Raw genomic sequence first — 23,827 nt, forward strand, 5'->3', positions numbered from 1 at the left:
CGCCCCGCACCGCCCCTGCCGGCGGGCACCCGGACCAGGGCCGGGTTGGCCGGCGAGGCGACGCTCAGCGCGCGGCGTGCTCGCGCGCCCAGTCGATTAGCCGGTCGGCGTCCCACGTGTTGACCACCCGGTCGGCGGGCACCCCGCAGAGGGCGGCGCGCTCGCAGCCGAACCGCTGCCAGTCGAGCTGCCCGGGGGCGTGCGCGTCGGTGTTGATGGCGAAGTCGCAGCCGGCCTCCAGAGCCCGGCGGATCAGCCGCTTCGGCGGGTCCTGCCGCTCCGGCCGGGAGTTGATCTCGATGGCCACCCCGCGCTCGGCGCACGCGGCGAAGACGGCGTCCGCGTCGAAGTCGCTCTCCGACCGGGTACGCGGCCGGTGCGCCCGGTCGCCCGGCCCCTTCACGCCGGCGGGCCGGGACGACACCATCCGCCCGGTGCAGTGGCCCAGGATGTCCAGGTGCGGGTTCGCGATCGCGGCCAGCATCCGCCGGGTCATCTTCGCCCGCTCGTCGTTCAGGCCGCTGTGCACCGAGCCGACCACCACGTCGAGGCGGGCCAGCAGCTTCTCGTCCTGGTCCAGCGAACCGTCGGCGAGGATGTCGACCTCGATGCCGGTCAGGATCCGGAAGCCCTCCGGCAGCGCCTCGTTGACCTTCGCCACGTGGTCGAGCTGGCGGCGCAGGCGGTCGGCGGTCAGGCCCCGGGCCACCTTCAGCCGGGGCGAGTGGTCGGTCAGCACCATGTACTCGTGGCCCAGCTCGACCGCGGCGAGCGCCATCTCCTCGATGGGGGAGCCGCCGTCGGACCAGTCGGAGTGGGTGTGGCAGTCGCCGCGCAGCGCGGTGCGCAGGGCGGTCGCCGCCGCGTCCAGGTCGGTGCCCTCGGTGGCGACCAGCCGGCGCAGGTAGACCGGCTCCTCGCCGGCGAGCGACTCGGCGACGCAGCGGGCGGTGACGTCGCCGACCCCGGACAGCTCGGTGAGCTTGCCGGTGCGGGCCCGCTCGGCCACCTCCCTCGCCGGCAGCGCGGCGAGGGCCGTGGCCGCCGACCGGAACGCCCGGACCCGGTAGGTCGCTTCGTTCGCCCGCTCCAAGAGGAATGCGATCCGGCGGAGATCGGCGATCGGGTCCCGGGCGCTCATTCCATGCAAAATACGCCTCCGTGCCGCCGGTCGCAGGGACGGTCGGCGGCGCGTGACGGGTCAGCCGGTCGTCGCCGGGGCCTTCGGGCAGCCGTGCCGGCGGTGCCACGCGGCCACCTCGGCGGCCGGCTCGCGGTTGCCGTTGCGCCGCCACGAGTCCAGGTAGGGCGCCGGCCAGACCACGCCGCGCCGGATCCACCAGCCGTCCCGGCCGGTGCAGGGCGGGGAGATGCCGAAGTGCAGGTGGCAGACGTTGTTGGCGTTGCCCGTCCGGCCGACCTCGCCGAGCCGCTGCCCCGCCCGTACCCGCACGCCGGCGTCGATCCCGTCGGCGATCCGGCGCAGGTGCGAGCCGTAGTAGCGCACCCCGTCGTCGCCGAGCAGCGAGACCGACAGCCCGCCGTTGTAGGGCCCCCGCGGCCCCCGCCTGTCGAACCGGTCCACCCGGCTGACCTCCAGGACGACGCCGTCGGTCACCGCCACCACCGGCTCGCCACAGTCGGCGAAGATGTCCGTCCCGGGGTAGGCCGAGTGGGTCGGGTGGTAGGCGACGTCCGCCGCGCGTACCGGAAAGACGTGCGGCAGCCCGGCACGGGTCGGCGCCGCCGACGGGCCGGTCGGGGCGGCGTCGGTCGGGGCGGCGGACGACGGCGCCGGCTGCCCGGCCGTGGCCGGCAGGCTCGGGCGGGGGGTGCCGGGTGCCGTCCCGGGCCGGCTCGTCGCGCAGCCGGCGGCCAGCGCCGGCACGAGCAGCAGCAGGACCGGGTACGCCGGACGCGCGCGGCGGCGTCGGATCGTCGGCGAGGGCATCCGGACATCCTGACAGAGTCGGTACGGTGGGACGAGGCCACACGGCAGAGGGGAGGGACAGGTGACAACCGGTCAGTACGCCTTCCCGCCCGACCCGGACTTCCGCCCGGTGCCGCGTGCCCCCTCGGGGCTCTTCCCCGCCGGGCCGCCGTCGCGGCCCACCTACCGCGAGCCGCACCCGGTCACCGGCGTGGGCGTCGCCGTGGGCGGCGGCGCGACGGCCGTCTGGCTGCTCCTGTTCGGCCTGCTCGGCCGCAGCGTGTCCGAGTACGCCTGGTGGACGGCGGTGGCCGGCGGCCTGGCCTGGCTGGCGGCGCTGCTGCTGGTCCGCGCCGGCGACCGGGGGGTGGCCACCGGGGTCGCGATCGTCACGGCCGGCGGGTGGAGCATCGCCGCCGCCCTCGTGGCGCTGCGCTGGGCGTCGAGCGGGAACTGGCCGCTCTGGTAGGCCCGGTCACGGGTGGGTCCGGGGCGGCGGGCGCGGCTGCGCTGCGTCGCGGGCCGGCTGCGCAGCGAATCCCGTCTTGACGTGGCCGCCGGGACTCGGCACCCTCGGCGGTATGGCCTGGACCACTCCGCGGCTCGATCCCGAGCGCAGCCGTCGCCGCCAGCAGCTCCTCGCCGAGTTGGCGGGTGCCCGGGCGGTCCGCCAGCGCGAGCGGCCGCAGCGGGTGCGGAGCGAGCGGCTGCGGGAGCTCATCGCCACGCGCCGTCGCATTGCCGGCTGACGAGAGTTTCCGCAGGATTGACCGGCGCTTCGGGGCGTTGACCGGTCGCCTGCCGACCCGACCGGCTAACGTGCACGCGTAACGGGTCGGCGTGCCGAGGCTTTTGGGGGGACCGTGTCGTACTTCGCTGCGGCGGTCGTGCGTGACGACAGCGGTTGGACCGCGGCCGAGGTGAACCTGCGGGGCGTCACCGACGTCGACGACGTCGCCGACCGGCTGCGCGACGTCGACCAGGACGCCGACCTGTCGCTGCTCTTCGTCGAGGCGGACGACGCGTACCTGGTGATCCTGCGCCTGGACGAGGGGGAGGACCTGCGGGTCTTCGGCTCCGACTCGGCGTACGCGGAGGAGTCCCGGCTGGGCGCCCTGCTGGTGGGGGACCTCAAGACCTCGGTGACGGGGGTGGACGACACCGACGAGGCGCGTCCGGCCCCCTCCGGCGACGAGGAGGCCGAGCAGCCCGCCGTGGACCCCGAGGCCGACCCGGTCGGCGACGCCGACATCCTGGCCGACCTGGGCATCCCCGCGCAGAAGCTGCTCAACCTGTGCGCGCAGGAGGGCATGATGCCCGCCGACGTGACCGCCGAGGTGTGCCTGATGCTCGGCTGCGCCGACGAGGTCGAGGAACTGCGTGAGGTCTGACCCGTCCGGTTCCGTCGGGCCGGGCCGGTCGGGGGCCGGCGGCGGGGAGCCGTCCGACGCCACCGATCCGGCGCTGGAGACCGTACGGCCGGGGCAGCCGACCCCGGGCTCGGTCGGCCGCGTCGGGCCCGGCGCGCACGAGGGGCTGGCCGACCCGGACGGCGCCGGCCGGCGACAGTGGCACGAGCTGTGGATGCGCCGGGCGCTGGAGGTCGCCGTCACCGGGCCGGCGGAGCCCCCCGGCGGCGCGGGCCAGGACGGCTCCGACGACATCCCCGTCGGTGCCGTGCTCTACGGGCCGGACGGCGCCGAGCTGGCGATCGGGCGCAACGAGCGGGAGCTGACCGGCGACCCGACGGCGCACGCCGAGGTGCTGGCGCTGCGCCGGGCGGCGGAGCGGTTGGGCCGCTGGCGGCTCGACGGCTGCACGCTGGTGGTCACGCTGGAACCCTGCACGATGTGCGCGGGCGCGCTCGTGCTGGCCCGGGTGTCCACAGTGGTGTTCGGGGCCTGGGAGCCGAAGACCGGAGCCGCCGGCTCGCTCTGGGACGTGCTGCGTGACCGTCGGCTCAACCACCGGCCGGAGGTCTACGGCGGTGTCCTGGAGTCGGAGAGCGCCGCGCTGCTGCGCGCCTTCTTCCGCTGAGGGAGACGGCCGGTCGCGAGTCAGGCGGGCGGCAGCTCGACCGTGACGTCCAGCCCGCCGCCGTCGCGGGGCCGGGCCGTCACCGTGCCGCCGTGCGCCCGGGTCGCCGCCCGGACGATGGACAATCCGAGGCCGAATCCGCGGCCACCGCCGACCCGCTCGCCGGAGAGCCGGCGGAACGGCTCGAAGATGGCCGCCATCTCGTAGCCGGGCACGACCGGGCCGGTGTTGCTCACGGTCAGCGTCGACCGCCCCGCCACCGCGCTGGTGCGGATCCCGACCCACCCGCCGGTCGGCAGGTTGTGCCGCAGCGCGTTCTCCACCAGGTTGGTGGTGATCCGTTCCAGCAGCACCGGATCGCCGGTGACCGGCGCCGCCGCCAGCTCCCGGTCCACCACCGGCCCGGCGCCCGCCCGGACCGCCTGGTCGACGACGTGCGCGGCCACCTCGGCCAGGTCCACCCGGGACCGGGCGGTGAGTTCGTTCTCCGAGTCGGCCAGGGTGAGCAGACCGTCGATCAGCCGCTCGTGCCGCTCGTTCACCGAGAGCAGCAACTCGCCCAGCCGGCGGACGTCCTCGGACGCGCCCGGCCGGGTGACGGCCAGCTCGATCAGCGAACGGTTGAGCGCCAGCGGGGTGCGCAGTTCGTGCGAGGCGTTCGCGACGAACCGGCGCTGCCCGTCGAACGAGCGGTCGAGCCGCTCCACCATGTCGTCGAAGGTGTCCGCCAGCTCCCGGACCTCGTCCCGTGGCCCGGAGAGCGAGATGCGTTCGTGCAGCCCGCGTCCCGCCACGTCGGCGCCGGCGATCCGTCGGGCGGTCCCGGTGATCTGGTGCAGCGGTTGCAGCGCCCGGCCGGCGACCAGCCAGCCGAACGCGATGGCCACCACGGAGACCAGGGCCAGCGCGATGCCGCCCTGGGTGAGCAGCGAGTACAGGGTCTGGTCCCGGGCGTCGTCCTGCGCCCTGGTGACCAGCACCCGCAGCTGTTCGGCCTGGGCTTCGTCGATCTTCGGCTCCACCCCCTGGACGACCGGCTTGGCGTCGCGCAGCGCCATCCCGAACGGCTGCGTCGTGCGCTGGTCGACCAGTACGTAGGTGACCGCGAGCAGGACCAACCCGGCGACCAGGAAGAGGCCGCCGTAGATCAGGGTCAGCCGGGCCCGGAGGGAGAGGCGCTTCACGAGATCCGGTATCCCACACCGGGCACGGTCTCGACCACCGGCGGGTCGCCCAGCTTGCGGCGCAGCTTCATCACGGTGACCCGGACGACGTTGGTGAACGGGTCGATGTGCTCGTCCCAGGCCCGCTCCAGCAGCTCCTCGGCGGAGACCACCGAGCCGTCGGCGCGCAGCAGCTCGACCAGCACCGCGAACTCCTTGCGCGACAGCGGCACGTACCGGCCGTCCCGGTGCACCTCGCGGCGGCCGGGGTCGACCACGATGCCGGCCCGGGCCAGCGTGGGCGGTGCGGCTGGGCGGGCCCGCCGGCTCAGCGCGTGCACCCGGGCGGAGAGTTCGACCAGGGCGAACGGCTTGGTCAGGTAGTCGTCGGCGCCGAGCGCCAGACCGGCCACCCGCTCCCGGACGGCCGCCGCCGCGGTGAGCATCAGCACCCGCGTCTCCCCGCCGCCGTCCACGATCGCCCGGCACACCTCGTCGCCGTGCACGAGCGGCAGGTCCCGGTCGAGGACGACCACGTCGTAGTCGTTGACGCCGAGCCGCTCCAGCGCCGCGTCGCCGTCGTACGCGACGTCGACCGCGAACGCCTCCCGGCGCAGCCACTCGGCGATGCTCTCCGCGAGCAGGCTCTCGTCCTCCACCACCAGCACCCTCACCCGCCAATGGTGCCGCGCCCCGGATAACGCCGCCGTTAACGCCGCCGGTTACGCCCCGGATACGCCCCCTGCCGTCGACTGGTCGGGACGCCCGGTGCAGCGCCGGGCCGAACGGGGGGTGCCCGGCGACGTCCGCCGGGCCCGGAGAGGAAGCGTGTCATGCGACGAGGACTACTCGCGGTGTCGCTGCTGGTCGCCCTGGCCGTTGCCGGCTGCGGCGGGTCGGGCGACGGGCCGGCGGTGGCGACGGCGGGCGGAGGCGGCGGTGCCGAACCGGTGTCGGCCTCCGCCGACACCCAGCTCAGCGACGAGGAGCGGCAGCTCAGATTCTCCGAGTGCATGCGGGAGAACGGGGTGGAGGTGCCGGACCCGGAGCCGGGCGGCGCCCGGCTGTTCCGGTTCGACGAGAAGACCGACCCGGGGAAGGTGCAGGTGGCCATGGAGAAGTGCCGGCAGCACCTGCCGAACGGCGGGGAGAGGCCGAAGCTCGACCCGGAGCAGGTGGAGCGGATGCGCAAGTTGGCCGCCTGCATGCGCGAGAACGGCGTGCCCGAGTTCCCGGACCCCTCCGCGGACGGCGGCATCCAACTGCGGCTCGACTCGATGAACGTCGACGACCAGCAGATGAAGGCCGCGATGGAGAAGTGCCGGCAGTACGCGCCGAAGTTCGCCGGAGCCGCGCGGTGAGGGCTCGCCGGTTCCGGCTCCGGACGGTCGCGCTGGCCGTCGCCGTCGTGGTCGCGGCCGCCGTCGGTGTCGCCGCCGCCGTGGGCTTCGACGGGACCGACCGCAGCACCGCCGCCGCCGACACCGCCCCGCCGGCCACCGCCACGGTCACCCGGCAGACGCTGACCGACGCCCAGACCGTCGACGGCGAGTTGGGGTACGGCACCACCCGCACCGCCTCCGCCCGGCTGAGCGGGACGATCACCGCGGTGCCGGACACCGGTGCGACGGTGAAGCGGGGCGGGCGGCTCTACGCCGTGGACAACGACCCGGTGGTGCTGCTCTACGGGTCGCTGCCCGCATACCGGGTGCTCGAACCCGGCGTGGAGGGGGCGGACGTCGCGCAGTTCGAGCGGAACCTGCGCGCGCTCGGCCACGACGGCTTCACGGTCGACGACGAGTACACCGGCAGCACCGCCGACACGGTCCGGCAGTGGCAGGAGAAGCTGGGGTTGCCCGAGACCGGCCGGGTCGAGCCGGGCCGGATCGTCTACGCGGCCGGCGCGGTCCGGGTGGAGAGCCAGCAGGCGGCGCCCGGGGACGCGGCCCAGCCGGGCCAGGCGGTGTTGACGTACACGGGCACCAGCCGGTTGGTCACCGTCGAGATGGAGGTCGACGACCAGCGGCTGGCGAAGAAGGGCGGCGCGGTCTCCGTCAGCCTGCCCGACGGTGGGCCGGTCGACGGGAAGGTCGAGACCGTGCAGACGGTGATCGACGCCGGCACCGGCGGCGCGGCGGGGCAGGACAGCGAGGCCGAGACGAAGATCGAGGTCACCGTGTCGGTGGCCGACCCGGCGAAGCTCGCCGGCTACGACCAGGCGTCCGTGGAGGTCACCTTCACCGCGGCCGAGCGGCCCGACGTGCTCACCGTGCCGGTGGCGGCGCTGCTCGCCCTCGCCGAGGGCGGCTACGGGGTGGAGGTGGTCGACGCGGGGCGGAGTCGGATCGTCGCGGTCACGACCGGGCTCTTCGCCGCCGGCCGGGTCGAGATCAGCGGCCCGGACGTCGCCGAGGGCATGACCGTGGGGATGCCGGCATGACCGCCGACGCCGTCGTGCTGGACGGGGTGAGCCGGACGTACCCGGGCGGGGTGGTGGCGCTGCGCGAGGTGTCGCTGCGGATCCGGTACGGCGAACTCCTGGCGATCGTCGGCCCGTCGGGGTCGGGCAAGTCCACCATGCTGCACCTGATCGGCACGTTGGACCGCCCGTCCGCCGGCCGGGTCCGGATCGACGGGTACGACGTGGCGACCCTGCCGGACCGCCAGCTGGCCGCGCTGCGGGCCCGTCGGATCGGCTTCGTCTTCCAGCAGTTCCACCTCGCCGCCGGCACGCCCGTGCTGGACAACGTCGCGGACGGGCTGCTCTACGCCGGCGTACCCCGGCGGGAGCGGCGGCGGCGCGCGGAGGCCGCGCTCGACCGGGTGGGGCTCGGGCACCGGCTGACGCACCGGCCGCACGAGCTCTCCGGCGGCGAGCGGCAGCGGGTCGCGGTGGCCCGGGCGGTGGTCGGGGAGCCGGCGGTGCTGCTCGCCGACGAGCCGACCGGCAACCTCGACTCGGCGGCCGGCGCCGGGGTGCTGACGCTGCTGCGCGAGTTGCACGCGGCGGGGACCACGGTCGTGGTGATCACGCACGACCGGGAGATCGCCGACGGGCTGCCGCGGCAGGTGCGGATGCGGGACGGCCGGGTGGTGGCCGACCCGGCGGCGCTGGTCTCCGAGGGGGTGTGCTGATGGCGGTGGACACCCGGCGCGACCGGCGTGGGCTGATGCTGGTGGAGACCCGGCCGCGGCTGGTGCCGGCCCGGCTGGGGCCGGCCGACGTGCTCCGGGTCGGCGGGGTGGGGCTGCGGACCCGGCCGCTGCGCGCGTTCCTCTCCGCCCTGGGCATCGCGATCGGCATCGCGGCGATGGTGGCGGTGGTCGGCATCTCGTCGTCGTCCCGCGCCGACCTGGACCGCACCCTGGACCGGCTCGGCACCAACCTGCTCACCGTGGCCCCGGGCAGCACGCTCTTCGGCGAGCAGGCGCGGCTACCGGTGGAGTCGGTCGCCATGATCGGCCGGATCGGGCCGGTGACCGCGGTGGCCGCCACCGGGCAGGTGCCGGAGACCCCGGTCTACCGCTCCGACCGCATCCCGTCGGGCGAGACGGGCGGCATCGCCACCCGGGCCGCCCAGCTCGGGCTGGTCGACACCGTCGGCGCGACCGTACGCAGCGGCACCTGGCTGAACGCGGCCACCGAGCGGTACCCGGCCGTGGTGCTCGGCGACGCCGCCGCCCGGCGGCTCGGGCTCGGCGCGGCCGGCCCGGACGTGCAGGTGCACCTCGGCGGGCACTGGTTCACCGTGGTCGGCATCCTGGCGCCGGCCCCGCTCGCCCCCGAGTTGGACGGCTCGGCGCTGGTCGGCTGGCCGGCCGCAGAGACGTACCTGGGCTTCGACGGGCACCCGACGACCGTCTACACCCGGTCGCGGGAGGCGTCGGTGGAGGCGGTCCGGTCGGTGCTCGGCGCGACCGCGAACCCGGAGGCGCCGAACGAGGTGGAGGTGTCCAGGCCGTCGGAAGCGCTGGCGGCCGCGGAGGCCACCGACGAGGCGTTCACCGGCCTGCTGCTCGGCCTCGGCGCGGTGGCGTTGCTGGTCGGCGGGGTCGGGGTGGCCAACACCATGGTCATCTCGGTGCTGGAGCGGCGCGCCGAGATCGGGCTGCGGCGCTCGCTGGGCGCCACCCGGGGGCAGGTTCGTACCCAGTTCCTGGCCGAGTCGCTGTTGCTCTCCGCGTTGGGCGGGGCGGGCGGGGTGCTGCTCGGCATCCTGGTCACCGCCGGCTACGCGCTCTCCCAGGGGTGGCCGACCGTGGTGCCGGCCTGGGCGGTGGTCGGTGGCGTGGCCGCGACTCTGGTGATCGGCGGTGGCGCCGGCCTGTATCCGGCCGTCCGCGCCGCCCGGCTCGCCCCCACGGAGGCGCTGGCCTGACGGTTCGGGTGCGGCCGTGGTGGCGGCGCCCGGCTCGCTCCCGAGGCGCTGGCCTGACGGTTCGGGTGCGTCCGTGGTCGCCCGCGCGACCGGCGGACGCACCCGAACCGCGTCAGGCGGGGCTCGGGGCGGGGCGGAGCAGGGTGGCGGCCACCGCCCTCGCGGTCTCGGTCCACGGCGCCGGGCGCAGAGTGGCCGGGTCGAGCCGGACGATCGCCCGCCGGCCCTCGGCGTGCACCACCCGGCCGTCGACAGATCGGAACTGGTAGGCGTACTCGGCGCTGCTGGTGCCGAAGTGTTCGAGCCAGAAGTGCACCGCCACGGGCCCGGTGCCGGTGATGGGGGCGCGGTAGGTGATGGTGAACTCGCGTACCGCGTGGAACACGTCGGGGGCGCTGCGCTGCGCGCCCTGGAACGAGACGCCGCGGGCGGCCCAGTACGCCGTCAGCGCCCGTTCCAGCAGCACCGCGTACCGGGCGTTGTGCAGGAGGCCGAGGGCGTCGAGGTCGTCGAAGTGCACCGGGACGGGCTCGACGTGACCGAACTCGACGGCGGGCTGGTCGGCGATGGCGTGGCTCATGAGCGGCCTTCCGGTAGCAGGGTGGGGTCGGGGCACAGCGCCCGTAGGCGGTTCAGCAGGCCCTCGCGGGCGTGCCGGTAGGCGGTGTCGGGGTCCAGCAGCCGGGAGCGCAGCGCGGCGGTGATCCCGAGCGCGTCGATTTCGTACGCCAACTGCGGGACGTCGGTGTCGGCGGGCAGCTCGCCGGCGTCGACGGCCTCCCGGACGAGCCGTTCGAGGAACGCGGCCCAGCGGCCGAACACCTCGGCGAGCCGGTCCCGGACGGGGCCGGGGCGGGCGTTGTACTCGAAGTCGGTGCTGGCGAAGAAGCAGCCGCCGGGGAGCACCCGGGCGGCGTAGAAGTCGATCCGGGCCTGGTGCAACGCCCAGAGCCGCCGTACGCCGCCGGGGGCGCGCAGGGCCGGGGCGACGATCCGCTCCTGCCACTGCTCCACGGCCCGGTCGATGGTGGCGAGCTGGAGCGCCTCCTTGGAGCGCCAGTGCGCGAACAGCCCGGACTTGCTGACCCCGAGCGTGTCGGCGAGCTGGGCGAGGGAGAGCCCGTGCAGGCCGACCTCGGTGGCCAGCACCACGGCGGCGTCCAGCGCGGCCGTGCGGGTCCGGTCGCCCCGCGCGACCCGTCCGTCGAGTGTCATGGGCAGAGGCTAATAAATAAGCACGACCGGTCGTATAGTTTTGCCGCGTGACGGTGGTCACGCTCAAACGACGCCGCCCCGCCGTCCAGGGGACGACGGGGCGGCGGGTGCCGAAGGAGAGGGGATCAGGCGACGATCGTGTCCAGGGCGATCTCGACCATCTGGCTGAAGGTCTGCTCGCGCTCCTCGGAGGTCGTCTTCTCGCCCGTCTTGATGTGGTCGCTGACCGTCAGCAGGGTCAGCGCGCGGGCCTTGAACCGGGCCGCGATGGTGTAGAGCGCCGCCGACTCCATCTCCACCGCCAGCACGCCGTAGTCGGCGAGGGTGTCGTAGAGGTCCGGGCGGTCGGTGTAGAAGGCGTCCGCCGCCAGGATCGGGCCCACCCGCATGGCGATGCCGCGCCGGTCGGCCACCTCGACCGACGTACGCAGCAGCCCGAAGTCCGCGACCGGGGCGTAGTCGATCAGCCCGTCGAAGCGCATCCGGTTCATGTTCGAGTCGGTGGAGGAGCCGATCGCGGCGATCACGTCGCGCAGCCGCAGGTCCTCGGTCAGGGCGCCACAGGAGCCGACCCGGATCAGGCTCTTCACGCCGTACTCGTTGACCAGCTCGTGGGCGTAGATGGAGGCGGAGGGCATGCCCATGCCGGAGCCCTGGACGGAGACCTCCACGCCGTTCCAGCGGCCGGTGAAGCCCAGCATGCCCCGGACCGTCGAGTAGCACTTGGCGTCCTCGAGGTAGGTCTCCGCGATCCACTTGGCCCGCAGCGGGTCGCCCGGCATCAGGACCCGCTCGGCGATCTCTCCCGGCTTCGCGCCGATGTGCGTACTCATGGCGAAGATCCTGCCAGGCCGGAGGCGGGGATACCGGTTCGGCATCCAGACCCGCGGTCCTGTACCCTCGTCGGCGGTGGCGTGTCCGAGTGGCCTAAGGAGCACGCCTCGAAAGCGTGTGAGGGTTTACGCCCTCCGCGGGTTCAAATCCCGCCGCCACCGCTCGTGACAAGCGAGAACGCCCGGTCGATCCGCGAGGATCGGGCGGGCGTTCCGCTTGTGGTCCCAGTTGGTGCTCAAGGGGCCGGTTTCGGCTTTTCCGTCGGGGTGTCCCGGAGCAGAGGCCGCTGGACCGATCTCGTTACGGTGTGCTCGTGGCGAATGGGACAGCTGGCTGGGGGATGAAGTTCCTGCTCTGGGCCGGGCTTCCTCTCCTCGCCCTCCTCGGACTGGCCCTCGCCGTGCCCGACGTCGCTCCGGCCTGGCAGGCGAAGTCCGGTGACGGCACGGCGGGCACATTCACCGCGCGTTACGAGAAGTGCGGCCGCAACTGCACCTGGCACGGCGACTTCGTCCCGGACGGGGGCGGGACGCCGCGTAACGACGTCATCGTCTACGACGGGCCGGAAGGGTTGACCTCGGGGGCCACCGTGGCTGCCCGCGACACCGGCGCCCGCAGGGGTGTCTTCGCCGCCCAGGGCGGCAGCAGTTGGCTGCTCTTCACCGGGCTCGCCGTGGCCGGCGCGCTTGCCGCGATCGGCTGGGTGGCCATCCTGGTCCACGCGATCGCCAACCGGCGCCGGACGTAGCGGGAACCGACCGGACCTGGCAAGTCGCCGGGCGCCCACGGTCCGCGGATGCATGCCGCCATTCGTCGGTCAGCGCCGATCGAGTTCCGACTCCAGCCGCTGGATGAGCGTCTTGCGACCCTTGCCGTCGCGTTCGTTCCGCAGTGCCGCCCTGAGCTGGCCCGTGTCGAGGCCCCGGACGAGCTTGGCCGCCTCGGCGACCGGCAGCTCCGACAGCCGCCCGACCGACGTGGCGTCCCGGCGCGCCCGCTTCGCCGGCTCGGTGTTGGCGACGTACTGCCTGCCGGACTTCGACGCCTTCCGCTTCTTGGCGTCGGTCGCGCGCCGATCCTCGTCGGAGAGCTGCTCCCAGGCCTTTTCGGGCAGGTAACGACTCGTCTCGTCGCCGTGACGCGCCCGGGTGTCGCCCTCCCTGGTCTGCCAGTGCTCGCCGCCCCAACGTTGCAGGGACTTCTGCCGCTCGTCCTTCGGGCCCTCGTAGCCCCCGCCGCGTTTCTGGTACTCCTTGGTGAGCCGTTGCGACTTGCGCGCCGACCACTGCCCCGGCCTGCCGCCCTTGTCGGAAGCCATGATCTCTTCCTTGAGCTGCTCTCTGAGCTCGGGCTTCGTGTACCGCGCCATGGACGGCCGGTTACCCGGCACTCCACGGCCCAATCCGTGAGGGTCACGGGCGGCCCGGTCTGTGCCCGGGAGGTCCGCACGAAGAGGGTCGTGGCGGCGAGTGCCAGGATGCCCCGAATCGGGTGACGCATCGTGGAAACGCCCGGCCGGTCCGTGTCCGAGGTGCGGGTGTTCAGCAGGGGCTGTGGCCCTCCTCGAAGAGGCGCTGGGCCCACTCGGCGTACCCGACGATGATTTTGCGGACCGCGCGCCCGTCGTGCAGGAACAGGTACGCGCGATCGCCCTGCCGGGCGAGCAGCCCGTCGAACCGGTGTGTCCCGTGTGGAGCCGCCAGCTCGCGCACCGACGGGTAGCGGCTCCAGACCTCGTCGACCGGGCTGCCGGCGGTAACGCCCTCCGGGGTGCGCGTCGCGTCGCCGAGCCAGAGCAGCACGAGCCGGTCCTCGACGAAGATCGGGCTGGTCGTGTCGTGCCCGGCGAGGGACGGGCCGCAGGCGTCGACGTCGGTACGCAGGATGCCGCGCCGGGTCAGCTCGTCCTCGGTGTCGCCGAACTCGACGTTGCCGAGCCCGTGCAGGCCGACCACGTCGACGGCCCCGGCGGGCCGACCGTCCACTTCGGGCAGCGGCGGGCGCGCACCACTGCCCGCGATCGAGGCAGCCGTCAGCAGCGCCGCGATGAAGGCGAATTGTCGCAATTTCATGGAATCCCCCAGTCCCCAACGGGCCCGGGGCGCTCAGGTTGCTGCTCGTCCTCAGATTGCCGGTTTTCCCACTCCTCGGCCAGCTCGTCCCAGTAGTCGGCGCTCAGCCGCCGGCGGCCGTGCGCCAGCCACCCGGCGGTGCTCCGCTCGACGTGCAGGCCCAGCTCGGCGAACGGATCGATCCACGCGCCGGGCTCCGCGCCGAGCCGGGCGAGCGCGGCGTTGAGCGGCCACTCCGACCGCGGCCCGTCGAAGAGGCGGTCGACGCGCGGCCCCCAGCTCACCCCGCCGCCGAGCCACACCACCGCCGACTGGTAGCCGGCGCCACCGGCGAACTCCGCCTCCAGGTACGCCACCGGACCCGACCGCGACCAGCCCGCGAGGACCCCGGCGAGGGCGGCCGAGAGCACCAGGTGGAACGGCTCCGCCGGCGACCGTTCCGCCACGGAGAAGTCGGGCAGCGCCCCGGTCAGTTCCTCGACCAGTTGCGGGGTGACCGGCAGCAGCGCGAAGTCCTGGCGCAGCTCGCCGAGGACCGCGTGGTCGAGGTCGGCGGTCTGCTCGCGGAGCAGCTCGGCGTCCGCGACGACCGCGCTGAGCTGGTAAGCCATCGGAGCCCTCCGCCGTCCACAGCCTGTGGATGGAACATGTGTACGACGGATCCGGCTCCGCCGCCGATCATCCGCACGGTACCCGCCCGCCCGCCGCCGGCCACCCGGTCACGAGTGCCGACCCCGGTCACGAGGTGGCGCGGCTGGCCAGTGGCTTGGGCGGGACGATGACCCGGTCGACGCCGGCCATCCGGCAGATCTGCTCGTCGACCCGGTCGTCGTTGGCCCGGAAGACCGCCGGACGGTCGACCATCGTCAGCACCAGCACCTCTGGCAGGTCCTCCGGGCCGGCCGAGGCCGCGATGCCGGGGGCGATGTCCCGGTACGTCTTCTTGAGGATCTCGTACCCCTCCTCGCGGCTGCGGAGCCGGACGTCGCTCGCGCCGGGCACGGCCCGCAGCCGCGACTCGATCGCCTGCTTCTCCTCCCCGGAGGTGTCCATGGTGAGGAAGACGGCGATGTCGAGCTGGGGTGCCGGATTCGCCATCGTCCGGGTCGTCATGACGCATTCGGCCACCGACGCCTGCGCCTTCTTGCCCCGGAAGACGACCGAGTCGACGCCGTCGAGCTGCCGCAGGTCGCCGCGGAGCGGCCCGCGGTAGAGGCGCTCGAAGGCGGGACGGCTCGCCACCGTGAGCGCCCAGGACTCCGGCATGTGCTCGGGCTTGACGGACTCCAACAGATCGGGCCGGTCCGCCGTGTCCGCCTTGATTTTCTCGTACGCCGCCTGCCGGCTGACGAAGCTGAGGTCGACGATGTCGGGCACCGCCCGCAGCCGGTCCTCGACGGCCTTGCTCTGCGCCGGGGTGGCGTCGGCGTCGAGGAACACGCTTACCAGCAGGTTCTCCGGCCGGTCCTCCGGCGGCACCTCTCGAGTGCAGGCGGACAACTGCGCGGCAGCAACCAGGAGCACTGCCAGTGCGGCAGCCGATCTACGCATTCCGAGCACCCTAACGAACCCGCGCCCCGCCGTGGGGTCAGTCGGGGAGGGCGGCCAGGTAGCGGGTCGCGAGGGTGCGGAGGAGGTCGCGGAGTTCGGGGGGATCCAGAACCGTGAACGGGACGTCGAACTTGCTCAGGTACGTGGCCAGGTCGTGCAGCGAGTCGGTGCCGGTGACCAGCTCGCACGTCGCGTCGTCGAGCGGGATGATCTCGCCGGAGGTGGGGGTGCTCCGCTCGGCCACCACGGCGGCCGGCGCCTGGAACCGGATGCGCGCCCGGTACGGCCAGACCAGCGAGCGGACGCCGCGCAGCACGTGCGCCGCGGCGTCGCCGCCCGGCGGTTCGCGCGGCACGAACCGTGGCCCGGTCGGCGGCAGCGGGCGCACCCGGTCGGCCCGGAAGGTGCGCCAGTCCCGCCGGTCGGTGTCCCAGGCCAGCAGGTACCAGCGGCGGCCGGTGTAGACGAGGGTGTGCGGCTCGACGTCGCGCACGCTGGCACGCCCGTCGTGGCCGGCGTACTCGAACCGCAGCCGTTCGTGTCGGTGCGCCGCGGCGGCGACGGTGGACAGCGTGTCGGCGTCGACGGTCGGCCCGCCGCCGGCCGCCGAGACCGTGGTGGCGCGCAGGGCGTCGACGCGCGGGCGCAGCCGTGCCGGCAGGGTCCGCTCCAGCTTGGTCAGCGCCCGCAGCGACACGTCCTCGATGCCGGTGACCGAGCCCGCCGCGGCCGCCCGCAAGCCGACCGCGACCGCCACCGCCTCGTCGTCGTCGAGCAGCAGCGGCGGCAGCGCGGTGCCGGCGCCGAGCCGGTAGCCGCCGGCCGGGCCGGTGGTCGAGTCCACCTGGTAGCCGAGCTGCCGGAGCCGGTCGACGTCGTTGCGGATCGTCCGCGTGGTGACCGCCAGCCGGGCCGCCAGGTCGGCGCCGGACCAGTCACGCCGCTGCTGGAGGAGCGAGAGGAGCCGCAGGAGCCGTACCGAGGTTTCCAGCATTTTTCGATTCTGCCCGAGGTTGAGGAACCTTATGTTCCTCAACCCGTCCTAGCGTGGGGTCATGACGGAGACACCGAGACTGCGCGGCATGGCCAACGTCAGCTACTGGGCGGCGGACTGGCAGGCGGCGAAGGGCTGGTACACCGAACTCATCGGCTTCGAGCCGTACTTCCTGCGCGACGGCTACGCGGAATGGCGCCTCGGCGACCACCAGGACGAACTGGGCCTCATCGACAGCCGCTACCGGCCGCCGGGCGCGGCGTCCGGACCGGGCGGCGTCGTCCTGTACTGGCACGTCGACGACGTGCACGGCATGTTCGCGCGGCTGCTCGCCCTGGGCGCCACCGCGCACGAGCCGCCGCAGGATCGCGGCAGCGGCTTCGTGACCGCCACCGTGGTCGACCCGTTCGGCAACCTGCTGGGCGTCATGTACAACCCGCACTACGTCGAGACCCTCGCCGGGCAGGGCTGACCATGGTGGACGAGGACGAGACCATCCACTGTGCGGACATCGACGAGTGGGACCGTTGGCTCGCCGAGCACGGCGCGACCCGAACCGCCGCCTGGCTGACCATCGCCAAGAAGGGCTCAGGTGCGGTCGGCATGACCGCCGACCAGGCCGGCGACGTCGCCATCTGCCACGGCTGGATCGACAGCCACCGCCGTCGCCTGGACGAGACGCACTTCCTCCAGCGCTATTCGCCGCGTCGGCCCGGCAGCCCGTGGTCGCGGGTCAACGTCGACCGCGTCGCGGCTCTGGAGGCGGCCGGCCGGATGCGCCCCGCCGGCCGCGCGCAGGTCGAGGCCGCGAAGGCCGACGGCCGATGGGTGACGGCGTACGCCCCGCAGCGCAGCGCCGCCGTACCCGAGGAGCTCGTCGCCGCGCTCGCGGACCGCGACCGTGCCCGCGAGGCGTTCGAGGCGCTCAGCCGCAGCGACCGGTACGGGATCTTCCTGCCGCTGCTCAAGGCGCGCACGCCGGCGGGGCGGGCCGGCGCGCTGCGGCGGGCGCTGGCGACCCTGGAGGCCACGCCGGCGCCGGCGGGGTGACCGGGTCGTCCGGGGCCGCGGAGAGCTTCCCGCGGCCCCGGATACCGACCCGGGTCGCCGCCGCTCGGTCGCCGCCGCCTGGGTCAGGGGCGCTCGGTGATCCGGTCGACGAACACGCGCCACGCCGCCGGACGTGCGGCTCGGCGCAGGCGGTGACCAGGGCCCGGAGCTGCTCGCGCATGGTGGCCGGGCCGCCGACCGGGCGGCGCAGCGCCGCCTCGTCGACGACGGCCGTGAACTGCGGCGGCTCGTCCTGCCGGAGGATGCCCTGCCGGGCGAGCCGGGCCGCCAGGTGCCGCTCGACGTCGCCCCGGGGGAACAGGCCGCCGCCGGTCAGCACGGCCCGGGCGTACGCCTCGGTCCGGAGCAGCCCGGGCAGCACCACCGACTCGTACGACCGCAGCGACACCGCCTCGCGCTCGATCTCCTGCCACGGACGAAACCAGATCGGGTCACGACGTCTCGAAGTGTCCGGCCAGATGTCCGACACGTCCCGGTGGAGGGCCTCCGCCGCCGCCAACCGATGTCGGGGGTGCGGGATGCGATCCTCGGTCAGCCAGCGGCCGACCGTCTTCGGGTCGACCCCGACCTTCTCGGCGAGGGATTCGGAGGTCACCCCGGACGGCACCCTCCGCGCCCGCGCGCGCTTCGCCTTCGTCCGCGTCGACCGGGCCAGGGTGCTCTCCACCGGCCCCGAGCCGGCCGGGTCGGTCCCGGTGGTTGCCGAGCCGGCCGGCCCGGTTCCGGTCGCCGCCGATGCGGCCGGGCCGGTCTCCGTCGGCACGGGGGCGGCCGGGGGCGGCGGGGGCGTCGTCGCGATGAATCGACGCCGCGAGCACGTCCCGGCCCGGCCCACCTGGCGCTGTCGGGCATGCGGCATCGCCTGGCCCTGCTCGGCGGCGAAGCTGCGGCTGCTCGGCGAGTACCGGCACGACCGGGCCGCGCTGACCGTCTACCTGGCGACCCTCCAGGCCGAGGCCGCCGAGCAACTCGCCGGGCTGGACCACGACGTGAACCCCGCCGAGCTGGCCGACCGCTTCATCTCCTGGGCCCGCGCACGCGGCTGACGACGCCGCACCTGCGTCAACTCGCCGCCACTGCCAGCACCCCCGCCGTCGCAGCCGCGTTGTATCGCCGGCCCCGGGCGCGCTGGTCGGCACCGGCCGGCGCCGCTCAGGACAGCAGGTTGACCAGGGCGGCGAGCCCGACGACCACGATCGCGGCGCGCAGCGCCACCGGCGGCAGCCGGCGTCCCCAGCGGCCGCCGATCAGGCCACCCACCACGGAACCCGCGGCGATCAGCAGGGCCGGCTGCCACGCCACCGTGCCCAGGGCGACGAACAGGACCGCCGCGACCCCGTTCACCAGCCCGGCGAGCACGTTCTTGACCCCGTTGACCCAGCGCAGGTCGGTGGAGAGCAGCACCCCGAGCAGCCCCAGCAGCAGCACGCCCTGGGCGGCGCCGAAGTACCCGCCGTACACCCCGGTGCCGAACACGCCGAGGAGCAGGAGCGGCCCGGCGTGCCGGACCCCGGCGGACGGGTCGCCGCCGTCCCGGCCCTGCCGGCGGGCCAGCGCCCGGGCCAGTTGCGGCTGCACCACCACCAGCACCAGCGCCAGCCCGATCAGCGCCGGCACGATGGCGCGGAACGCTCCCGGCGGCAGGCGCAGCAGCAGTACGCCCCCGGTGACCCCGCCGAGCACGCCGGCGACGCCCAGCCGCGCCAGCAGCCGGCCGTGCCCCGCCAGATCCTTCCGATAGGCGTACGCCCCGGAGAACGACCCCGGCACCAGCCCGACCGTGTTCGACACGTTCGCCACCACCGGCGGAAAGCCCAGGGAGAGCAGGACCGGGAAGGTCACCAGCGTGCCCGAGCCCACCACCGCGTTGATGGCGCCGGCCGCGACCCCGGCGGCCAGTACGGCCAGCATCTCGGTGGCGTTCAGCATCGTGTTCATCTGTGTCCGCGCCTTCTCCGGGCCGGTCGTCGCCCTCAGGTCGCCGCCGCCCGGTTACCTCGCTGTCGAATGCGGCTGCCAGCGTAGGGGCCGGGCATCGCCGGTCGGCCGGCCTGCGTCGGAGATCACCTCCCGACCCAGGGTCAGAATGTGGCGATCGGGTTGACCGGGCTGCCGGACGTACCGGCGAAGCGGACCGGCGCGACTGCGAGGTGGAAGTCCCACTGGCCGAGCTCGGCAGCCGTCGCCGCGCACACCTCCAGGTCGCAGTTGTCGAGCAGCCACAGACCCATCGCGACGAGGCTCACGGCGTGAACCGGCATCAACACGTCTTCGTACCCCGACGGCTGAACGTCCTGGGGGGTGTCAGCGCCGATCAGCGCGACCTCCCGTTCATGCAGCCACGGCAGGCAGGACGCGTGCCAGCCGGCCTGCGTGAAACCGCTGGCCGCACCGGCCTCGTGCCGGACGCGGCCATAGCCGGTCCGCAGGAGTACCGCATCGCCGGATCGCACCCGCACACCCTGGCGACGCTCGGCCTCCTCCAGATCGTCGGGAAACACGGCCTGCCCCGGTTCCAACCACGGCACATCACGGACCCTCGCAATGTCCAGCAGGACACCACGTGTGACGATCCCGTTCGCCGCCGCCGTGACGGCCGCCCACCCCGATCCCGTCGCCGAGTCGACCAACGAGTGCGACCGCCCGTTGTACATCGTGCCGTCCCAGAAGATGTGACACGGCGAATCGACGTGGGTGACGGTGTTGCCGTGGAACGTGATGCCCAGCCGCTCGGACGAAAAGCCCCACCGCCGGTCGGCGCGGAATCCGGGCGCCGGCATGTCCTCGGCACCCGGCATGTCGGCGGCGCACGGGCACGTCGTCGTCGACCGCTCCATCTCTTCCGGTGCGGCAACCTCCCAGGCGCACGACACGCTCCTGCCGTGGCGCACGGCCCGCGCCGCCGCCAGCCGGACGTCGTCGGTGATGTGGTTCAGAGTCCCGAGCTCGTCGTCGTCGCCCCACCGACCCCAGTTCGACAGCGTGTTGAAATACCCGAGCACGTCGTCCTGTGTGGGGATCGGTCGCCCTGCCGTCATCCCAGCATCGACTCCTCGGGTCACGCGGTTCGAGGCACCGCAGGCAGGGTATCCCGCCCTCTCCTTGACATGCCTCGGTCGACGCGCATCTGACCATCGTGTTCGCCGCCCTCGCGGTCAGCCGCTGTGCCTGTTCCTCCGTTAGGTCGGCGACGGCCACATCTTCGTGCACCGGGAGCTGCTCGACCACTTCGTCGACCGCGCGGACGGACATGCCGCGGCTACGTCTCCGCGCTGCCCCACGCGACCGGCCGGAGGAAATCGGACGAGGCGCCCCGCACACCCCGACCGTCGGCGGCGGGGCCTTGAACCGGCGAAGGAGACGAGGATCGGGACGAACAGTCATACAGACGACGCGAGGGACGGATCCCCGGTGGGGGCCGTCCCTCGTGTTCGTGCTGCTCAGATGAGCGGAGGATACGAGATTCGAACTCGTGAGGGTGTTAACCCAACACGCTTTCCAAGCGTGCGCCCTAGGCCTCTAGGCGAATCCTCCGCAGACGAGGATACAGGTCTCCGGCGGGTGGGCCACCCCACCACCCCCTGAAGATCGACGCAACGTCGGGTAGGCTTGGCGGTACCCCCCGTGCGGCGTGCATCTCGTGAACCTCCCCAGGGCCGGAAGGCAGCAAGGATAAGCGGGCTCTGACGGGTGCACGGGGGGCCTTTCTGTCTCCGGGCGCCGGTAACGTCCCTGCGGGTCAGGTCACCGGCGGGGTGGGTGGTCACCCGCGACGGACCGGCGCAGAATGGCTCGGTCGAGAGGAGGCGGGACGAGTGGCACTGGCGCTCTACCGCAAGTACCGGCCACGCACCTTCGCCGAGGTCATCGGGCAGGAGCACGTCACCGAGCCGCTGTCGCAGGCGCTGCGCAGCGGGCGGCTCAACCACGCGTACCTCTTCTCCGGCCCCCGTGGCTGCGGCAAGACCTCCAGCGCCCGGATCCTGGCCCGCTCGCTCAACTGTGAGCAGGGTCCCACCCCGGAGCCGTGCGGGCAGTGCGAGTCCTGCCGCTCGCTGGCCACCGACGGCCCCGGCTCGATGGACGTCATCGAGATCGACGCGGCCAGCCACGGCGGCGTCGACGACGCCCGCGAGTTGCGCGAGAAGGCGATCTTCTCGCCCGCCAAGAGCCGTTTCAGGATCTTCGTCATCGACGAGGCGCACATGGTCTCGTCGGCCGGCTTCAACGCCCTGCTCAAGTTGGTCGAGGAGCCCCCGGAGTACCTCAAGTTCATCTTCGCGACGACCGAGCCGGAGAAGGTCCTCGGCACGATCAAGTCGCGGACCCACCACTACCCGTTCCGGCTCATTCCGCCGAAGGTGCTCCGGCCCTACCTGGAGCAGCTCTGCGAGGCCGAGGGGGTCTCCGTCGAGCCGGCGGTCTTCCCGCTGGTGGTGCGCGCGGGCGGCGGCAGCGCCCGGGACAGCCTCTCCGTGCTCGACCAGCTCATCGCCGGCGCCGGGCCGGAGGGGGTCACCTACTCCCGGGCCGCCGCGCTGCTCGGCGTCACCGACGCCGCCCTGATCGACGAGATGTGCGACGCGCTGGCGGCCGGGGACGGGGCGGCCGCGTACGCCACCGTCGACCGGGTGGCGGAGGCCGGGCACGACCCGCGCCGGTTCGCCTCCGACCTGCTGGAACGGCTGCGCGACCTGATCGTGCTCCAGCAGGTGCCGGACGCCGCCGCCAAGGGCCTGATCGACGGCCCGACCGACCAGATCGAGCGGATGGCCGCCCAGGCCCAGCGGCTCGGCCCGGGCACCCTGTCCCGCTGCGCCGACATCGTGCACAACGGCCTGGTGGAGATGCGCGGCACCACCGCCCCCCGGCTGCTGCTGGAGCTGATCTGCGCCCGGATGCTGCTGCCCGGCGCCGACGACACCACCGGCGGCCTGCTCCAGCGCCTGGAGCGCATGGAGCGCCGGCTCACCCTCGTCGGCACCGACACGCCGTCGGCCGCCGCCGGCCCCGCGCCGGTCACCTCCGCCCCTCCGGTACGCCCTGACACTCCCGCCGCGACCGCGGCTGCCGCCGCGCCCGACCCGGGGACCGCCGGCCCGCCGGCGGCTGCCGGCGCTCCGTCCGGTCTCGCCGCCGCCCGCGTCGCGGCTGGGGCCGCCACCGGTTCCCGGTCGGCGGAGGCAGTCCCGGGTGCCGCGGACCCGGTGGGTGCGCCCGCCGGTGGCCCGCCCGCCGATGCTTCCGCCCGCCGTCCGGTGCCGCCGTCGGCGGTGATGCCCGACCCGGCCACCCCGGAGCCGCCCCGCCCCGGCGCGGCTCCGACGGGCACGCTGGACGCTGTCGCGGTGCGCCGGGTCTGGCCGGACATCGTCGCCAAGGTCAACCGGATCAAGAAGCCGGCCGCCGCGCTGATGCGCGACGCGGTGGTCCGCGACGTGGACGGCGACACCCTGGTGCTGACCGTCAAGTCGCCGGTGCTCGCGCAGATGATGGGCAACCACACCTCGGTGCTGGCCGAGGCGCTGTACGAGGAGTTCGGCGGCCGCTGGCAGATCCGCTGCGAGGTGGCCGGCGAGCGGGGTGGCGCGTCGCTCGGCGGCCCGTCCCGTCCCGCCGCCCCGGCCCGCCCGGCCTCCCCGCCGCCGACGGCTCCGGCCTCCCTGCCGCCGGCCGTCCCCGCCCACCAGGCCCCGGGCGGCCCGAGCGGCGCAGCCGGCGGGCCCGATGGCGCGACCGGTGGGCCGCGTGGTGGCGGCCAGGGCGGGGCGACTCGTCCGGCCTCCGGTGCGGGTGCGGCGCGGGGCGGCGGCGCTTCCGCCGACGACGCCGAGGACTGGCCCGAACCGGCCCGGCCCGGTGGCGCGGCCGGCGGGGGCGAGGACTGGCCCGAACCGGCACGCCCGGGTGGCGCGGCCGGGGACGCCGACGACTGGCCGGAACCGGCCCGGCCGGGCGGCACGTCGGCCACCACGACGGCGGGCGCGGCGACGGGCAGCGCGCCGATGGGCGGCGTGGCGGCGACTGCCGCGCCGGCCGTACCGAAGCCGGCCGGTCCCTCGGCGCCGCCGCAGCAGACCGCGCCCGCGGGCCCCCCGGTGAGCAGCGCGATCGCGGCGGCGCGGGCGGCCGCGGCGGGACGCGGTCCGCGTCCGGCCCAGGCGGCCCGGAAGACCGCGGACGCCGACTGGGCCGGCGAGCCGCCGTACGACCCGGACTTCGACGGGCCGGTGCGCGGCGGCGGGGGACGCCCCGGCGGCGCCCAGCCGGCGAGCCCGACCTACGAGGGCTTCGACCCGGGCGACGAGCCGCTGGACGAGGTGCTCGACGAGCGGGCCGCGCGGGAGTCCAGCGAGGAGCAGGCGGTACGGCTGCTGCGCGAGGCGTTCGGCGCGGAGAAGATCGACGAGGTCGACGCCCGATAGGGCACCACACCGCACACGCTGGCCCGGACGTCACCGGCGGCGCGCGTCAGCAGGCCGGCGTAGAGGCCGGCGTCCATGGTCGCGCCGGCCCGCGCCTGCCGTTCCATGGCCGCCGCGGCATGTTCCCCGGGACATCCGCCGGCTCCCTCCGGTCGA

The 23,827-nt window shown here is 74.4% G+C and carries 28 protein-coding genes, 2 tRNA genes and 1 other RNA gene; 15 read left to right on the plus strand and 16 right to left on the minus strand.

Annotated elements, in window-relative coordinates; genetic code table 11:
• Positions 1–64: 64 nt before the first annotated feature.
• Both ACFY23_RS13540 and ACFY23_RS13545 read right to left on the minus strand, forming a co-directional pair.
• Positions 65–1,141 carry a PHP domain-containing protein gene (locus ACFY23_RS13540; RefSeq protein ID WP_350679030.1) on the minus strand — a complete coding sequence of 359 codons (1,077 nt, stop codon included), beginning with the start codon at positions 1,139–1,141 and terminating at the stop codon, positions 65–67.
• 60 nt (positions 1,142–1,201) lie between these two features.
• On the minus strand, positions 1,202–1,951 hold the full coding sequence (locus tag ACFY23_RS13545) for a peptidoglycan DD-metalloendopeptidase family protein (RefSeq protein ID WP_350679032.1): 750 nt from the start codon (positions 1,949–1,951) through the stop codon (positions 1,202–1,204).
• 61 nt (positions 1,952–2,012) lie between these two features.
• Between ACFY23_RS13545 and ACFY23_RS13550 the strand changes: the two genes are divergently transcribed.
• The 4 genes from ACFY23_RS13550 (at position 2,013) to ACFY23_RS13565 (ending at position 3,967) form a co-directional block, all read left to right on the plus strand.
• Complete coding sequence (locus tag ACFY23_RS13550) at positions 2,013–2,399, plus strand: hypothetical protein (protein ID WP_350679034.1); 387 nt, start codon at positions 2,013–2,015, stop codon at positions 2,397–2,399.
• A gap of 112 nt (positions 2,400–2,511) precedes the next feature.
• Complete coding sequence (locus ACFY23_RS13555) at positions 2,512–2,679, plus strand: hypothetical protein (protein WP_176737346.1); 168 nt, start codon at positions 2,512–2,514, stop codon at positions 2,677–2,679.
• Between the two features lie 114 nt (positions 2,680–2,793).
• Positions 2,794–3,321 carry a tRNA adenosine deaminase-associated protein gene (locus ACFY23_RS13560; protein WP_350679037.1) on the plus strand — a complete coding sequence of 176 codons (528 nt, stop codon included), beginning with the start codon at positions 2,794–2,796 and terminating at the stop codon, positions 3,319–3,321.
• Positions 3,322–3,514: 193 nt separating this feature from the next.
• Positions 3,515–3,967: a nucleoside deaminase gene (locus ACFY23_RS13565; RefSeq protein ID WP_350679082.1), complete on the plus strand. Its 453-nt coding sequence runs from the start codon at positions 3,515–3,517 to the stop codon at positions 3,965–3,967.
• Positions 3,968–3,987: 20 nt separating this feature from the next.
• Here ACFY23_RS13565 and ACFY23_RS13570 read toward each other — a convergent pair whose 3' ends face one another.
• Both ACFY23_RS13570 and ACFY23_RS13575 read right to left on the minus strand, forming a co-directional pair.
• Entirely contained in the window at positions 3,988–5,151 is a 1,164-nt protein-coding gene (locus ACFY23_RS13570) for a HAMP domain-containing sensor histidine kinase (protein WP_350679039.1), read from the minus strand.
• Positions 5,148–5,804, minus strand: a complete 657-nt coding sequence (locus ACFY23_RS13575) for a response regulator transcription factor (protein ID WP_350679041.1) — start codon at positions 5,802–5,804, stop codon at positions 5,148–5,150. Before ACFY23_RS13575 ends, ACFY23_RS13570 begins: the two co-directional genes overlap by 4 nt.
• 159 nt (positions 5,805–5,963) lie before the next feature.
• Here ACFY23_RS13575 and ACFY23_RS13580 point away from each other — a divergent pair, with 159 nt between their 5' ends.
• Genes ACFY23_RS13580 through ACFY23_RS13595 form a run of 4 tightly spaced genes read left to right on the plus strand, consistent with a single transcriptional unit; the run spans position 5,964 to position 9,509 of the window.
• Positions 5,964–6,491: a hypothetical protein gene (locus ACFY23_RS13580; protein WP_350679043.1), complete on the plus strand. Its 528-nt coding sequence runs from the start codon at positions 5,964–5,966 to the stop codon at positions 6,489–6,491.
• Positions 6,488–7,570, plus strand: a complete 1,083-nt coding sequence (locus tag ACFY23_RS13585; protein ID WP_350679045.1) for a peptidoglycan-binding protein — start codon at positions 6,488–6,490, stop codon at positions 7,568–7,570. Before ACFY23_RS13580 ends, ACFY23_RS13585 begins: the two co-directional genes overlap by 4 nt.
• A complete protein-coding gene (locus tag ACFY23_RS13590) occupies positions 7,567–8,265 on the plus strand; it encodes an ABC transporter ATP-binding protein (RefSeq protein ID WP_350679047.1) in 699 nt (232 codons plus the stop codon). The genes ACFY23_RS13585 and ACFY23_RS13590 overlap by 4 nt, the downstream gene beginning before the upstream one ends.
• Positions 8,265–9,509 carry an ABC transporter permease gene (locus ACFY23_RS13595; RefSeq protein ID WP_387035946.1) on the plus strand — a complete coding sequence of 415 codons (1,245 nt, stop codon included), beginning with the start codon at positions 8,265–8,267 and terminating at the stop codon, positions 9,507–9,509. The genes ACFY23_RS13590 and ACFY23_RS13595 overlap by 1 nt, the downstream gene beginning before the upstream one ends.
• Positions 9,510–9,621: 112 nt before the next feature.
• On the opposite strand, the gene ACFY23_RS13600 is transcribed toward ACFY23_RS13595, so the two are convergent.
• The 3 genes from ACFY23_RS13600 to deoD all read right to left on the minus strand — a co-directional run bounded on the left by ACFY23_RS13600 (position 9,622) and on the right by deoD (position 11,557).
• Positions 9,622–10,089 carry a hotdog domain-containing protein gene (locus ACFY23_RS13600; protein ID WP_350683376.1) on the minus strand — a complete coding sequence of 156 codons (468 nt, stop codon included), beginning with the start codon at positions 10,087–10,089 and terminating at the stop codon, positions 9,622–9,624.
• Positions 10,086–10,724 carry a TetR/AcrR family transcriptional regulator gene (locus ACFY23_RS13605; RefSeq protein ID WP_350683374.1) on the minus strand — a complete coding sequence of 213 codons (639 nt, stop codon included), beginning with the start codon at positions 10,722–10,724 and terminating at the stop codon, positions 10,086–10,088. The genes ACFY23_RS13600 and ACFY23_RS13605 overlap by 4 nt, the downstream gene beginning before the upstream one ends.
• 125 nt (positions 10,725–10,849) lie before the next feature.
• Complete coding sequence (gene deoD, locus ACFY23_RS13610; RefSeq protein ID WP_350683372.1) at positions 10,850–11,557, minus strand: purine-nucleoside phosphorylase; 708 nt, start codon at positions 11,555–11,557, stop codon at positions 10,850–10,852.
• Between the two features lie 75 nt (positions 11,558–11,632).
• On the opposite strand from deoD, the gene ACFY23_RS13615 reads away from it, so the two are divergent.
• Together ACFY23_RS13615 and ACFY23_RS13620 are read left to right on the plus strand one after the other, a co-directional pair.
• Positions 11,633–11,719: transfer RNA gene (locus tag ACFY23_RS13615), tRNA-Ser, on the plus strand.
• Positions 11,720–11,871: 152 nt separating this feature from the next.
• Complete coding sequence (locus ACFY23_RS13620; RefSeq protein ID WP_350683370.1) at positions 11,872–12,306, plus strand: hypothetical protein; 435 nt, start codon at positions 11,872–11,874, stop codon at positions 12,304–12,306.
• Between the two features lie 69 nt (positions 12,307–12,375).
• Here the strand turns inward: ACFY23_RS13620 and ACFY23_RS13625 are convergent, their stop codons facing one another.
• From ACFY23_RS13625 to ACFY23_RS13645, 5 genes are all read right to left on the minus strand, one after another.
• Positions 12,376–12,927: a hypothetical protein gene (locus tag ACFY23_RS13625; RefSeq protein ID WP_350683368.1), complete on the minus strand. Its 552-nt coding sequence runs from the start codon at positions 12,925–12,927 to the stop codon at positions 12,376–12,378.
• Positions 12,928–13,099: 172 nt separating this feature from the next.
• Positions 13,100–13,594 (minus strand): hypothetical protein, encoded by a 495-nt coding sequence (locus ACFY23_RS13630; RefSeq protein ID WP_350683384.1) that lies wholly within the window; start codon positions 13,592–13,594, stop codon positions 13,100–13,102.
• 32 nt (positions 13,595–13,626) lie between these two features.
• Positions 13,627–14,241 (minus strand): hypothetical protein, encoded by a 615-nt coding sequence (locus ACFY23_RS13635; RefSeq protein WP_350683366.1) that lies wholly within the window; start codon positions 14,239–14,241, stop codon positions 13,627–13,629.
• A gap of 127 nt (positions 14,242–14,368) precedes the next feature.
• A complete protein-coding gene (locus ACFY23_RS13640) occupies positions 14,369–15,181 on the minus strand; it encodes a permease-like cell division protein FtsX (RefSeq protein ID WP_350683364.1) in 813 nt (270 codons plus the stop codon).
• Positions 15,182–15,218: 37 nt separating this feature from the next.
• Positions 15,219–16,175, minus strand: a complete 957-nt coding sequence (locus ACFY23_RS13645) for a YafY family protein (protein ID WP_350683362.1) — start codon at positions 16,173–16,175, stop codon at positions 15,219–15,221.
• Positions 16,176–16,236: 61 nt separating this feature from the next.
• Here ACFY23_RS13645 and ACFY23_RS13650 point away from each other — a divergent pair, with 61 nt between their 5' ends.
• Both ACFY23_RS13650 and ACFY23_RS13655 read left to right on the plus strand, forming a co-directional pair.
• Entirely contained in the window at positions 16,237–16,647 is a 411-nt protein-coding gene (locus ACFY23_RS13650) for a VOC family protein (RefSeq protein WP_350683360.1), read from the plus strand.
• A 2-nt stretch (positions 16,648–16,649) separates the two neighbouring features.
• Positions 16,650–17,225 carry a YdeI/OmpD-associated family protein gene (locus ACFY23_RS13655; protein WP_350683358.1) on the plus strand — a complete coding sequence of 192 codons (576 nt, stop codon included), beginning with the start codon at positions 16,650–16,652 and terminating at the stop codon, positions 17,223–17,225.
• Here the strand turns inward: ACFY23_RS13655 and ACFY23_RS13660 are convergent.
• Positions 17,140–17,853, minus strand: coding sequence for a helix-turn-helix transcriptional regulator (locus ACFY23_RS13660; RefSeq protein WP_350683382.1), 714 nt, complete (start codon positions 17,851–17,853; stop codon positions 17,140–17,142). The two genes, ACFY23_RS13655 and ACFY23_RS13660, sit on opposite strands and share 86 nt — an antisense overlap.
• A gap of 49 nt (positions 17,854–17,902) precedes the next feature.
• Between ACFY23_RS13660 and ACFY23_RS13665 the strand changes: the two genes are divergently transcribed.
• Positions 17,903–18,292 carry a hypothetical protein gene (locus tag ACFY23_RS13665; RefSeq protein WP_350683356.1) on the plus strand — a complete coding sequence of 130 codons (390 nt, stop codon included), beginning with the start codon at positions 17,903–17,905 and terminating at the stop codon, positions 18,290–18,292.
• 106 nt (positions 18,293–18,398) lie between these two features.
• Here ACFY23_RS13665 and ACFY23_RS13670 read toward each other — a convergent pair whose 3' ends face one another.
• The 3 genes from ACFY23_RS13670 to ACFY23_RS13680 form a co-directional block, all read right to left on the minus strand.
• Positions 18,399–19,184: a sulfite exporter TauE/SafE family protein gene (locus tag ACFY23_RS13670; RefSeq protein WP_350683354.1), complete on the minus strand. Its 786-nt coding sequence runs from the start codon at positions 19,182–19,184 to the stop codon at positions 18,399–18,401.
• Between the two features lie 143 nt (positions 19,185–19,327).
• Complete coding sequence (locus tag ACFY23_RS13675) at positions 19,328–20,284, minus strand: cyclase family protein (RefSeq protein ID WP_350819416.1); 957 nt, start codon at positions 20,282–20,284, stop codon at positions 19,328–19,330.
• A 411-nt stretch (positions 20,285–20,695) separates the two neighbouring features.
• A tRNA-Ser gene (locus ACFY23_RS13680) sits at positions 20,696–20,780 on the minus strand.
• Positions 20,781–20,862: 82 nt separating this feature from the next.
• On the opposite strand from ACFY23_RS13680, the gene ffs reads away from it, so the two are divergent.
• Positions 20,863–20,953, plus strand: an RNA gene (ffs, locus tag ACFY23_RS13685) — signal recognition particle sRNA small type.
• A 108-nt stretch (positions 20,954–21,061) separates the two neighbouring features.
• On the plus strand, positions 21,062–23,671 hold the full coding sequence (locus ACFY23_RS13690; RefSeq protein WP_350683350.1) for a DNA polymerase III subunit gamma and tau: 2,610 nt from the start codon (positions 21,062–21,064) through the stop codon (positions 23,669–23,671).
• Positions 23,672–23,827: the final 156 nt, after the last annotated feature.

The sequence above is a fragment of the Micromonospora sp. NPDC000121 genome (genome assembly GCF_042899165.1).
GTDB lineage: Bacteria > Actinomycetota > Actinomycetes > Mycobacteriales > Micromonosporaceae > Micromonospora.

What these genes read in the sequence shown, in the direction of transcription:
- ACFY23_RS13540 (WP_350679030.1), bottom strand. Translation starts at nt 1,141, where the DNA reads ATGAGCGCCCGGGACCCGATCGCCGATCTCCGCCGGATCGCATTCCTC.
- ACFY23_RS13545 (WP_350679032.1), bottom strand. Translation starts at nt 1,951, where the DNA reads ATGCCCTCGCCGACGATCCGACGCCGCCGCGCGCGTCCGGCGTACCCG.
- ACFY23_RS13555 (WP_176737346.1), top strand. Translation starts at nt 2,512, where the DNA reads ATGGCCTGGACCACTCCGCGGCTCGATCCCGAGCGCAGCCGTCGCCGC.
- ACFY23_RS13565 (WP_350679082.1), top strand. Translation starts at nt 3,515, where the DNA reads ATGCGCCGGGCGCTGGAGGTCGCCGTCACCGGGCCGGCGGAGCCCCCC.
- ACFY23_RS13580 (WP_350679043.1), top strand. Translation starts at nt 5,964, where the DNA reads ATGCGACGAGGACTACTCGCGGTGTCGCTGCTGGTCGCCCTGGCCGTT.
- ACFY23_RS13590 (WP_350679047.1), top strand. Translation starts at nt 7,567, where the DNA reads ATGACCGCCGACGCCGTCGTGCTGGACGGGGTGAGCCGGACGTACCCG.
- ACFY23_RS13595 (WP_387035946.1), top strand. Translation starts at nt 8,265, where the DNA reads ATGGCGGTGGACACCCGGCGCGACCGGCGTGGGCTGATGCTGGTGGAG.
- ACFY23_RS13600 (WP_350683376.1), bottom strand. Translation starts at nt 10,089, where the DNA reads ATGAGCCACGCCATCGCCGACCAGCCCGCCGTCGAGTTCGGTCACGTC.
- ACFY23_RS13605 (WP_350683374.1), bottom strand. Translation starts at nt 10,724, where the DNA reads ATGACACTCGACGGACGGGTCGCGCGGGGCGACCGGACCCGCACGGCC.
- deoD (WP_350683372.1), bottom strand. Translation starts at nt 11,557, where the DNA reads ATGAGTACGCACATCGGCGCGAAGCCGGGAGAGATCGCCGAGCGGGTC.
- ACFY23_RS13625 (WP_350683368.1), bottom strand. Translation starts at nt 12,927, where the DNA reads ATGGCGCGGTACACGAAGCCCGAGCTCAGAGAGCAGCTCAAGGAAGAG.
- ACFY23_RS13635 (WP_350683366.1), bottom strand. Translation starts at nt 14,241, where the DNA reads ATGGCTTACCAGCTCAGCGCGGTCGTCGCGGACGCCGAGCTGCTCCGC.
- ACFY23_RS13640 (WP_350683364.1), bottom strand. Translation starts at nt 15,181, where the DNA reads ATGCGTAGATCGGCTGCCGCACTGGCAGTGCTCCTGGTTGCTGCCGCG.
- ACFY23_RS13645 (WP_350683362.1), bottom strand. Translation starts at nt 16,175, where the DNA reads ATGCTGGAAACCTCGGTACGGCTCCTGCGGCTCCTCTCGCTCCTCCAG.
- ACFY23_RS13650 (WP_350683360.1), top strand. Translation starts at nt 16,237, where the DNA reads ATGACGGAGACACCGAGACTGCGCGGCATGGCCAACGTCAGCTACTGG.
- ACFY23_RS13655 (WP_350683358.1), top strand. Translation starts at nt 16,650, where the DNA reads ATGGTGGACGAGGACGAGACCATCCACTGTGCGGACATCGACGAGTGG.
- ACFY23_RS13670 (WP_350683354.1), bottom strand. Translation starts at nt 19,184, where the DNA reads ATGAACACGATGCTGAACGCCACCGAGATGCTGGCCGTACTGGCCGCC.
- ACFY23_RS13675 (WP_350819416.1), bottom strand. Translation starts at nt 20,284, where the DNA reads ATGACGGCAGGGCGACCGATCCCCACACAGGACGACGTGCTCGGGTAT.